Annotated in this window: 4 protein-coding genes; 2 read left to right on the top strand and 2 right to left on the bottom strand. The window is 55.4% G+C overall.

Annotated features, from left to right (window positions below; translation table 11 throughout):
• Positions 1-383 precede the first annotated feature (383 nt).
• Together ACO07T_RS19825 and ACO07T_RS19820 are read right to left on the bottom strand one after the other, a co-directional pair.
• The gene (locus ACO07T_RS19825; protein WP_422050836.1) at positions 384-1,769 is read right to left on the bottom strand and encodes an IS1182 family transposase; all 1,386 of its coding nucleotides are present in this window, start codon (positions 1,767-1,769) and stop codon (positions 384-386) included.
• A 626-nt stretch (positions 1,770-2,395) separates the two neighbouring features.
• Positions 2,396-3,415, bottom strand: a complete 1,020-nt coding sequence (locus ACO07T_RS19820; RefSeq protein WP_422050835.1) for a LacI family DNA-binding transcriptional regulator — start codon at positions 3,413-3,415, stop codon at positions 2,396-2,398.
• Positions 3,416-3,494: 79 nt separating this feature from the next.
• Between ACO07T_RS19820 and ACO07T_RS19815 the strand changes: the two genes are divergently transcribed.
• Both ACO07T_RS19815 and ACO07T_RS19810 read left to right on the top strand, forming a co-directional pair.
• Positions 3,495-4,676, top strand: coding sequence for a phytanoyl-CoA dioxygenase family protein (locus ACO07T_RS19815; RefSeq protein WP_422050834.1), 1,182 nt, complete (start codon positions 3,495-3,497; stop codon positions 4,674-4,676).
• A gap of 727 nt (positions 4,677-5,403) precedes the next feature.
• Positions 5,404-10,455, top strand: coding sequence for an ExeM/NucH family extracellular endonuclease (locus ACO07T_RS19810; RefSeq protein WP_422050833.1), 5,052 nt, complete (start codon positions 5,404-5,406; stop codon positions 10,453-10,455).
• Positions 10,456-11,119: the final 664 nt, after the last annotated feature.

The following is an 11,119-nucleotide window of genomic DNA, read 5'->3' as shown; positions in this document are numbered from 1 at the left end:
CGGCGGTTGCATGCTCCCGCAACCAAAATATACCAGCAAGAAAATAAGACACCTGAGACAGTTTTAGGCTCTCGAAGCGCGACCGCCTAAATCAAGCAGTGCTACAGCCGTGCTACACCATACAGCAAAAGCAAGCACACTCCTCACATAGCTCCACACTACACAGCAGCCGCCTTCGGGCGGCTTTCGACGTTTGGAACCTCACCAAGTGGAATCACTCTGGAAGCAACAAGAGCCAAAACTGAAAAACAGAGCGTGGTCATCGTCAGTACTGTCAGCACCGGCAGCAAAGTGAATGGCCGCTAAGAGCCGATTCTGTTGAAAAACAACGTGTTGCTGATGCAGAAATTGATGAGCTGAACCGAGCGCGAGCGCCTTTCTGGTCAGGCTTTGCGCGTTTGCTGCGGCGCAGGAAAGATCTTGGCCAATTTGCGGAGGTTCTGGGCGGTGGCGGCGAGGAGGAATTCGTCATTGGCACCACATGGTCCGCGTAGTCGGAGCCGTCCCAGACCGAGGATGCGTTTGAGGTGGGCAAAGAGCATTTCGACCTTCTTTCTGAGTTTCATCGAGATGTCGTATTGGCGGGTTTTGGCGATCTCGCGGGCGACTTGACGAGCGTCTTCGTGCTCTTCGCGGGTGATTTTGCGCGCATCGGCATTAGGGCAGCATTTGGCTTTTGATGGACAGGCCTGGCAAACTTCTTTCAGGGCGCGGTAGCGGGCCGTGCCCTTGCCGGTTGGCCCTCGGTTTGGGTCAGAATAGTTGCGGCGGAACTGCTTGAGTTCCTGGCCCTCAGGGCAAATGTATTGATCGTTTTCTGCATCCCACTCGAAATCCGCCCGCGTCCAAGTGCCATCGTTGCGCCCGGACTTGTCGAAGACCGGAATGTGCGGGGCGATGTTGCGGTCGACAAGCCAGCCCAGGAGCGGCCCGGTGCCATAGGCGGTGTCCGCGATCAGGCGCTCCGGATGCAGATCGAACTTCGCTTTCACGCGGTCCAGCATCGTCTTGGTCGATCCGACCTCTGCCTGCCGGATTGATCTGGTGCCTTCCACGTCGATTATAACCCCGTGATCCGTGTCGATCAGGTAATTGTCGGAATAGCTGAAGAAAGCAGGCCCTTTACGCGCTGCCGTCCATTGGCTGGCAGGGTCAGAATGCGAGGTAAACTTGGGTTGCACTTCGCTCGCAGCTCCGAAAGCCGCCTTATCCAGGGTGTCGAGATATTCGCGAACCGCACGAGGCGCATCTTCTGGATCGATGGTTGATGCATCCCATTCTTCTTTTGGCGTTGAATTCTGCTTGTTGGCATCGGCTTCGATCAGGCTGGCATCGATTGCCATGCGCTGACCGCTGACCAGACCTTCTTCGATGCACCGCGCGACAGTCGTCTCAAAAAGGTGGCGCAGCAGTTCGCTCTCGCGGAAGCGCCCATGCCGGTTCTTGGAGAACGTCGAGTGATCCGGGATACGGTCATTCAGATCGAGGCGGCAAAACCATCGATATGCCAGGTTCAGATGCACCTCTTCGCACAGCCGTCGCTCAGAGCGGATGCCGCAGCAATAGCCGACCAGCAGCATACGGATCAGCAGTTCAGAATCGACCGATGGACGACCGGTGTGGCTGTAGAAATCCGCGAGATGCACTCGAATGCTGCTCAAATCGACAAAGCGATCAATCGACCGAAGCAAGTGATCTTGGGGCACGTGGTTCTCCAATGAGAACTCATAGAATAGCGACGCCTGCGCTTCCTGCCTCGGTCCCAACATCGCTCTATCCTCCCACCCATTGGAAGAATTGAATCAGCAGTTCATGCACCGATCAAGGATGAGTTTTTCAACAAAATACGCCCAGTCTGTGAAGTCGTTTTTTGTCCTGCGTGCGCACGCAGCGCCATAATCGCCGCGAATGCTTGGCCCAGGATGCTGCGTAGCGACGAAGATCGCTGCCATACTAGCGGCGGCGCAGCCGTCGCTCCCTCAGGGCATGAAGCGATTATGATGTGCCTAATCGTAAGGTGTGTGGTTTGATTGTGGAATACGCAATTACGGCTTTGGGCCGAAACTAGTGATAGAATGTATCTACAAGCGGGCGGGATAAACGATGTCAAAGAGCGGCGTGGTTGTGTCGAAACGACCAAACACGGGCCCAATTTAAGATGCGCAGTAAGAAAATGTAGATGTTATAAAGTGGGGCGGTTGTAACGCTTACGGTTCGTTCACGCTTCTTGAATTGCCTTATGTTCTCTCTCGATCTCGCGCGCGAGAAGTCCGACAATGAAATGTCCAATGCGCTACAGATTAAAGCAACTGAAATGCGGTATTGAGCAGAAGCTGCCAATAAAATTGGTCACTTCTACCGTTCCGATTGAAGTGCGCCCCTGACCCCACGAACCTCACTGCGGGATATTCTCCGGTGTCAGCACTTGGACTGTGGAAATCGGCGCTTCCACAAGACCGATGGACAGCCCATGAAAAGAAAGGAAGGTGTTGAACGTGTTCCGTAGGTCCTGTTGCAGATCGTGATGCAGGATGAAATCGATGCGCCGGCTCTGGATCAGCGCTCTATTTTCCCGATCAAGGTCGTGAGCCACATACATATCCGGGCGCAGACCTCTGTGCTCTAGCGTGCGTAGGATTGACAGGTTGCCGCCCCCCATCGAATAGACTGCGCGCAGATGATGAATGTCGTCGACGGACTTCTTTATGAGCCTTGACGTTTCAAGGTCCACCCCGCTGCCGCCTTGGACAGCTAGAACCTGTAGTTCAGGTCGCTCGCGTGCCAAGGTTTCGGTAAATGTGTACTCACGCTGTTCTTCTCCCAGAAAGCGTTCATGGCTGCGAGTGGCTAAGACTATTCCCGGCTCATCCCCAAGCATACGGGAGATAAGATAGGCAGCAGTACGTCCTGCTCCGGCGTTGTCTAACCCGACATAGGAAAGACGATCGGTATCCCCGATATCGGTGACAAGCGTGACAACCGGGATTTTTGCGGCGGTCAGCGTCTTCACTGCTTCCCTAATACGTGCTGTATCCCGTGCCTTAATACACACGCCCTGACTACCTCGCTTCATGATCCGTTTCAGCGCTGCGACGACCTCATCCTCTTCCATGATCTCCTGCAGCAGAAATCGGGGGCGGCACACCGCAGTCCCGATCTGTGGCAGTACAGTTTCTGCGGCCGACTTTACCTCGCGACTGAATCGAGATGGTGCCTCTACAACGAAGTCAAAGAACAGACGTCTGCCGCGGGCAGCAAGCTGGGCTTCTTGTGCCTTCAATTCTTCAATCGCGGTTTTCACACGTAGCTTTGTTTGCGGGCTCACATGGGCCCGTCCGTTCAGAACCCGATCAACAGTAGCGGTGCTCAGACCTGCCTGCCGAGAAATCTCTTTGATTGGAAAGCGGTGTGTCATTTGATGTGTTTTTGATGTGTTTTTGGCCCCAACGCAATGCCTGTGCTTGTATCCTTTCTGGGAACAGGGAGGAGCCTTTATGAGGGATACCATCGAAAACACCGTTGCCTACTACGACCCCGATAGCTGTGATCTTGGAGAGTTCACAGCACTCATCGATCAAGCTACGCGCAGGGAGCAGGTGCCGCATGCAGCTACAATTGAAAAGAACATCCCGATCTACGATATGGCGGACCTGCGTCCGGCCCTCGAAGGTGACCAAACTCGTCGAAAGCTCATGGCGGAATGGGCGAAAGTTCTGCGCTCTGGTGCAGGAGTCGTGGCCTTGAAGGGAGCCTATGCCGATAAGACAGCTCTGGATGAAGCGACCCGCATCTACGATAAAATTATTGCGGAAGAGAAGCAGGGAGCTGGTGGCGCGGGCGATCACTTCGCGGCGTCAGGAGCAAATGATCGAATATGGAACTCACTTCAAAAACTCTGCGAAGCCTCGCCCGAAGTGTATCTAAACTACTTCGCAAACACCTCTATCGCTGTGGTTTGCGAAGCTTGGTTGGGGCCGAACTATCAGATGACGGCGCAAGTAAACCTCGTACACCCCGGGGGCGCAGCTCAGCAGGCTCATCGCGACTATCATCTTGGGTTTCAAACCGCCGACGTCAGCGCATCTTATCCCGGGCACGTCCACGATGTTTCCCCAATTTTGACGCTTCAGGGTGCTGTCGCGCATTGTGATATGCCTTTGGAAAGCGGCCCGACCAAACTGCTGCCCTTTTCGCAAGCATATCGTCCGGGTTATGCAGCATGGCGCCGGGAAGACTTCCGGGCGCTTTTTGAAGAACGCTACGTGCAGCTACCGTTGGCCAAAGGAGATGCTGTGTTCTTCTCCCCCGCGTTGTTCCACGCGGCGGGTGCCAACACCAGTCATGACATTCACCGCTTCGCCAACCTTTTGCAGGTGTCATCTGCCTTTGGCCGCGCAATGGAGACCGTCGACCGGGACAGAATGTGCAAACTGCTTTACCCCCTCGCGGTTCGGGCCAAGCAAACAAACAGGCTCAGCGTCGCCGAGTTGTCGGCGGCAATCGCTGCGACCGCGGAAGGGTACTCTTTTCCGACAAATCTGGATCGTGATCCGCCAAAAAACGGTCTTGCACCGGAAACCCAAGCCGCCTTCTTTCGGCGCGCATTGGTGGAAGGGATCGAGGAGCATGCCTTCACTGAGCAGCTCGATCAGATGAGTAGTGCAAGAATGGCCTAAGCATATGCGACTTGGCAGCCGAGTTCCTAACCCGTCGCTGGCTGCGTATGCGGCATAGGTCTGCGCAGCTGCCTTGGTCGCCTTCATTTCGACCCACGCCGCAACCTGCAAACTGTCCTCTTAGATTTTCCTAGGACAAAGGTGGCTCAAGCGCCGCCGCTACGCAGCTACGCTCAAAATGCCTGCATAGTGCGAGGCCAATAGGTGTCCCTGGCGATGTTACCAAACCATATCAGAAGAATACCCTTAGAGACCTCCTTTACCCATTGATTGCTGACCGCGCAGGCTGGTTGTTTGCGAACTCGCTTCTGTCCTTTGTGGCCCGCGCAACGCAGAACAACTCTTGGCCTATGAAGAGACGCAGCGCATCGCCACAGATATGCAGCATTTGGAAGTATCCAAAGTCCAGGGCCCGCTAAGGTCCATGCTGGCGCGAAAGGTAGTGGTGCATAAGATACATAATATCCCCAAAGCGGCCCTGCGTTGTTTGGGACAACCCACCCACCTCGGGACACGTATCTCAGATTTGGCTGATCCGGTTTTGACCCGAAAAACAACGAAAAAGGGTATGGTTTGCGATGACCTAGAGCATTCGTGATCGCTTCTAATACCTATATCGCTCCGCTCGCGGCTGAATGCAGACTAGAAAACTGCTTGCTACACAAATTTGACATGTAGCCCTGCCACACGAACACTGGCTTTTTTATAGGTTTAGAAGGAATCGGTTATGTCCTTTTGGTGGCGCAGCATTGTAATTGGCAACTATCAATCTAACGTATTGACCGGCTCAAGTGGTCGCGACTTTATTTTCGGCCGGTGGGGAAATGATACAATTTCCGCGGGTGGCGGCAACGATATCATTTTTGGTGGTTTTGGGGACGACGACATTTCCGGTGACGCCGGACGTGATACGTTGTTTGGTGGCCATGGCGACGATTGGCTTCGGGGTGGTTCGGGCAACGACCGTCTTTTTGGTGGCCGCGGGTTCGACACGGCGATTTATGAAGGCGGTTTGAGCGACTATAGCGTCTCCTTTCAAGGCAAGTGGCATTGGCAAACCATCAAAGTCTCCAGCGTGAATGCTACGGTGGCCGATGCGGGGACGGATCGGCTTAAGGGGATCGAGGCGCTCTATTTTGCTGCAGATGACCTTACGATTTTTGTGGATGGTCGCAACAATGCGGCGATTGCGGAGGATGACAGCATCACCGCAAACGAAGACGGTACACCCCAAATTTCCCAGGCCGTTCTTCTGGCGAATGATTCCGATTTTGATGGCGACGACGTTTTCATCTCTGCCGTGGCAGCTACGTCTGCTTCCGGTGCTTCTGTTGAGTTTGCGGATGACCAGATCTCTTACAATCCCGGCAACCTGTTTGACGGTTTGGACGACGGCGAGACCGCAACCGACAGTTTCACTTACACGATTGACGACGGCAAAGGCGGGACCGCGCAGGCCACCGTCACTGTGGCTATTCAGGGAACAAATGATGCGCCCGTGATTTCGGCAGCCGCCACGGTGACCATCGAAGAAAACACTACCGTTGTGCCCGCCGCGATTGCGGCAGCGGATGTGGATGGCGAGCCTGTGGGCTTTGCGATCACCGGCGGCGCCGATGCGGCTCTGTTCGCAATAGACGGCTTAACCGGCGCGCTGAGCTTTGTCTCGGCACCGGATTTTGAGATGCCTTTGGATGCGGATGGCGACAATGTCTACAAAGTACAGGTAAGTGCCACAGATGGTGACTTGACGGATAGTGCAGAGATCGCTGTCACGGTTTCGGATGTTGACGAAATCGACGCGCGCATCAACGAGTTGCACTACGACAATGCAGGCACCGACGTTGGCGAATTTGTCGAAGTGCGCGTTGGTGCGGGGCAGGATACTTCTGGCCTTCTCATCGAGTTCTATCGCGACAGCGGTACACTCTACGATAGTGTGACTCTTGCTGCGGCGCCGAATAGCTCCGAAAACGGATTTGACTATTATTTGGTGGAACTGCCCACAAACGGTATTCAGAATGGAGCGGCCGATGGCATCGCGCTCTCCAACAACGGTCAGCTGATCGAGTTGATCAGCTATGAGGGGACGCTGACCGCCACTGAGGGCACCGCAACGAGCGTCACCTCAACAGACATCGGGGTCACCGAAAGCAGCAGCACACCCATTGGTGCATCGCTTGCACGGAACGAAGCGGATGACACCTGGTCCGTCGCCGATCAGGACACGCGTGGCGTGAACAATGATTTTGTGCCCCCTGCGGAGCTGGTGATTTCAGAAATCATGCAGAACCCGGCGGCCGTTTCTGACACTAACGGCGAGTATTTCGAGGTTTACAACGCAGGATCGCGGGTCTTTGACATGAACGGCTATACGATTTCCGACAACGACTTCGACAGCCATGTCATCGACAATGGTGGACCGCTCCTCATCCAACCCGGTGCTTATCTCGTGTTTGGGCGCAACGCTGACGCCGCCTCCAACGGCGGTGTCGCTGTGGATTACCAGTATTCGGGTGTCTTCCTTGCCAATGGCGCTGATGAAGTTGTTCTGACAGACATTGAAGGGCGCGAGATTGATCGGGTCGAATATGACGGCGGACCGCTGTTCCCAGACCCTAACGGGGCGTCGATGGAGTTGGTTGATCTGGCGGCGGACAACAACGATGGCAACAACTGGACAGCCGCGATCCAAAGCTTTGGCGATGGCGATCTCGGCACACCAGGCGATGCGAACGGTGCCGCGCCGCAAGTCTTTGTCGGGCGGATCAACGAGTTCCACTACGACAACAGCGGCAGCGACATCGGTGAGTTCGTTGAGGTGCGCGTTGATGCGGGTAGCGACGTCAGCAACGCGACTGTGGTACTCTACAACGGCAGCAACGGAAGCCCCTACGCCACCTACGCTTTGCCCGGCGCACCTGTGTCTTCGGATGGCACCTACGACTACTACATAGTCGACACAACCGGCCTTCAAAACGGCGCCCCCGATGGCATCGCGCTGGTGAACTCCGACACCGTCATCGAATTTCTCAGTTATGAGGGCGCCCTTACTGCAGTGGGCGGCCCGGCAGATGGCCTAGCGTCAACCGATGTAGGCGTATCGGAAACCGGAAGCACGCCGGTCGGCTTTTCGCTCCAGCGCAATAACGATGGGAGCTGGCGCGCCGCGGAGGCAGAAACCCGTGGCCGTGCCAATGACGGAAGCGCTCCGGCAATTGCCGTTGCGATCAATGAATTCAGGGTGTCCAGTAGCGGATCGTGCGATGACACCTCGAATTTTGTCGAGCTTGTTTCCACACCCGGTCAATCTTTTGACGGCCTGACCCTGCTGGCACTGTCCGGTGAGTTTGAGCCGGGTACGGTTGACTATGCTATTTCGCTTGACGGGGCCGTCGCCGATGAAAACGGCTTCCTCTTGATCGCAGAAGCGACCAATCCGGCACTTGGAACAGGTGATGTCGGCGTCACGGACCTCGATTTCTTTGGTTCGCCACAGTCCTTTCTTGTTGTCGATGGCTTTACCGGCAATGCGGGCGACGATCTTGACGTCAACAATGACGGGACGCTCGACACTGATGTCGGGACGGTGCTGACGTCGCTGTCGCTTATCGATGGCGATACCAACCCCGATGTCAGCTATGGCGATACGGTCTTTGGGCCGGACGGAAGCTTTACCCCTGCGGGTGGCGCACGTAACCCGGACGGCACCGGTACTTTCCAACAACTGGCCTTTGGCGACACATCTCAGGACACGCCGGGCGAAAGCAACGAGGCTGGCCCCGCCGAATTGGTCCTGATTTCTCAAGTCCAAGGCGCTGGGGATGCAACCGCTTATTTTGGCCAGGTTGTCACGGTCGAGGCAATTGTCACCTACGTGGTGGAAGACGGCTTCTTCCTGCAAGAGGAAGACAGCGACAGCGACGCAGATACTGCGACGTCCGAAGGCATATTTGTCTTTGCTCCCGGCCTGACCTCCCTGCCCAGCTTGGGCGACAAGTTGTCGGTTACTGGAACCGCGACAGAATTTTTCGACCAGACCCAGATCGGCAGCGTCTCCAATGTGACCGTGGTGTCGTCGGGCAATCCTTTGCCCACGATGGCCGAAATCATGCTGTCCAATGCAGCTTCAAACTTTGAAGCAGTCGAAGGTATGCGATTCCGCCTATCTAGCGGCATCTCTGGGGAAGAAATCACCGTCATCGAGAACTTCAACCTCGACCGCTTTGGTGAGATCACGGTTAGTGCTGGCACACAAACCCAAGCAACGCAGCTTTTTGACGCGCAAACCGAGGCTGCTCAGGTTGCGGCGGTCATCGAAGGCAACCAAAACAACCGTTTGATCATCGATGATGGGCAGCCGGGACAGACCCCAGATGCCTTTGCGTTCATCGCCAACACGACCGCTGGTGACGATGGCGACGGTATTCTTGATGCAGGCGATACTTTCACCGCCGCAGGCGCAACGTTGCGGCTTGGGTCCGAAATCACCGGCGTGACCGAGGATGCGGGTCAAGATGACATCACCGGTGTGATGACTTTTGCGTTCGGTGAATACCGCATGCTGGTGGACGGTCAGCTTCTCGTCGATCCTGCCACCAACGAAGGGGCGCGTCCTGACACGCCAGACGATGTGGGGGGCGACATCCAGGTGTCCGCGTACAACGTGTTGAACTACTTCACGTCGTTGAGTGACGGAGCGGCTACAAACCCAGCGGGTCAGGCCCGTGGTGCGCGCAGTGCTGAAGATCTGGATCGGCAGACAGTCAAGCTGGTTGAGGCCTTGCTCACGACCGAAGCGGAAGTCTTCGCCATTCAGGAGATTGAGAACAACGGGTTTGGCCCCGGTTCAGCCATCGCCACTCTGGTTGACGCGCTCAACGCCGAGGCAGCAGTGCTGGGAACCGGTGCGATTTACGCGTTTGTTGACCCGACCGGAACCGGCGACCCAATCGGCACAGATGCTATCACCACGGGTCTGATTTACGACACCACTGCGGTGAGCGTTGTGAGTTCTGACTTCAAGATCTTTGATGAGACCTCCGCTGTAGAAACGTTTGCGCTCGCAAATGTACTCAATGCCGTTGTGTCTTCTAGCGATCAATTGGGCGACTTCCAGCGCAACCGGCCTACGGTTGCGGCCGAGTTTGAGGATCTGTCGTCTGGTGCGACCTTCACGGTGGCCTCAAACCACTTTAAGTCGAAAGGCGACAGCAACCTGCAAGATGTCGTGCTGGCGGCGCAATCCTATCTTGACGGGGGCGGTACAGGTATCACACAGGCCGATATTGATGCAGTTATTGCTGATCCGAACTACGATCAAGGCAATGGGCAGGGCTTCTGGAACGCGGTTCGGACCGATGCGTCTAGCGAACTCGTGGCTTGGTTGGAGAATGACTACAACGGTGCTGGGACCGAAAACTACCTGATGCTCGGCGATTTCAACGCCTATGCGAAGGAAGACCCGGTACAGACCATTGCAGATAATGCTGCTTACACCGACTTGATAGACAGCTATATCGGTCAAGAAGACGCGTTCAGCTTTGTCTTCGACGGTCAGCAAGGCACGCTCGATCAGGCACTGGCGTCAAATGATATCGCCGCCATGGTGACCGGCGTCACAGAGTGGCACATCAACGCGCAGGAACCGGACTTGCTGAACTACAATAGCCAGTTCAACGATCCAGGTTTCTATAGCCCCGATGTTTTTGCCTCCTCTGACCATGATCCGTTGATTATTGGTCTAGATACGCAACCTGATACGTTGCTCATGGGCTAACGCATGGATCCCAGGCGGCTGATCGTCGCCTGGGAAGTCTCCTTCAGAACAAGGCGAGGCCGATGGTTTAGAGGAAGTGTTGACTTTTGGCCTCGCAGCCTGGGATCAGCCCGTTGAAGTTTTTGTCATCCGTCAAAGCAAAGATTGACGTATATGATGGCTGAAAATGCTGCGTAATAGGGTCTAGCCACGAAATCACCGACGCTGACACCGTAGAAGATGCCAGAGGCTCCGTATGATGTGTAGCGTAGATGGATTGCACACGAGAGGCTCTGGCGACCGTCGTAGACCGCTCTCTATCCGATGCTCAAATGGGAACGACCACATATGAGGTATGCTGCATCAGAGATGTTTGGAGGTCATTCGGCTCCTGAAAGAAAACCGTATGTCGGTGCGTAGGTCGCTGGCTAAATTGTCCGCTCCCGTCACCACATTCTACCGCCGGCATCCAGATTTGGCAGGTGTGGCAAGGGTTAACATCTCGCGTTTTAGCGCACGCTAAGCATGTCTTCACAAGTGTCGGCTTTGAACAAACCTCGACTGGCTTCTTGCTATTGCGGAGAGCGACAGCCTTTTGCTGATCTGGTTGGAGGCGTTCAATTGGTCGGCGCCTCATTCCAATCGGTCGGCGTGCACCTCAATTTCAAAGTCCAATTTGGCAGCC

It is taken from the genome of Shimia sp. (assembly GCF_965227725.1).
Classification (GTDB): Bacteria; Pseudomonadota; Alphaproteobacteria; order Rhodobacterales; family Rhodobacteraceae; genus Shimia.
The sequence above is the reverse complement of the archived record's forward strand: the minus strand, read 5'-3'. Positions and strand labels throughout refer to the sequence as shown.

Coding starts and splice junctions, on each gene's coding strand:
- ACO07T_RS19825 (WP_422050836.1), bottom strand. CDS start 1,769: ATGTTGGGACCGAGGCAGGAAGCGCAGGCGTCGCTATTCTATGAGTTC.
- ACO07T_RS19820 (WP_422050835.1), bottom strand. CDS start 3,415: ATGACACACCGCTTTCCAATCAAAGAGATTTCTCGGCAGGCAGGTCTG.
- ACO07T_RS19815 (WP_422050834.1), top strand. CDS start 3,495: ATGAGGGATACCATCGAAAACACCGTTGCCTACTACGACCCCGATAGC.
- ACO07T_RS19810 (WP_422050833.1), top strand. CDS start 5,404: ATGTCCTTTTGGTGGCGCAGCATTGTAATTGGCAACTATCAATCTAAC.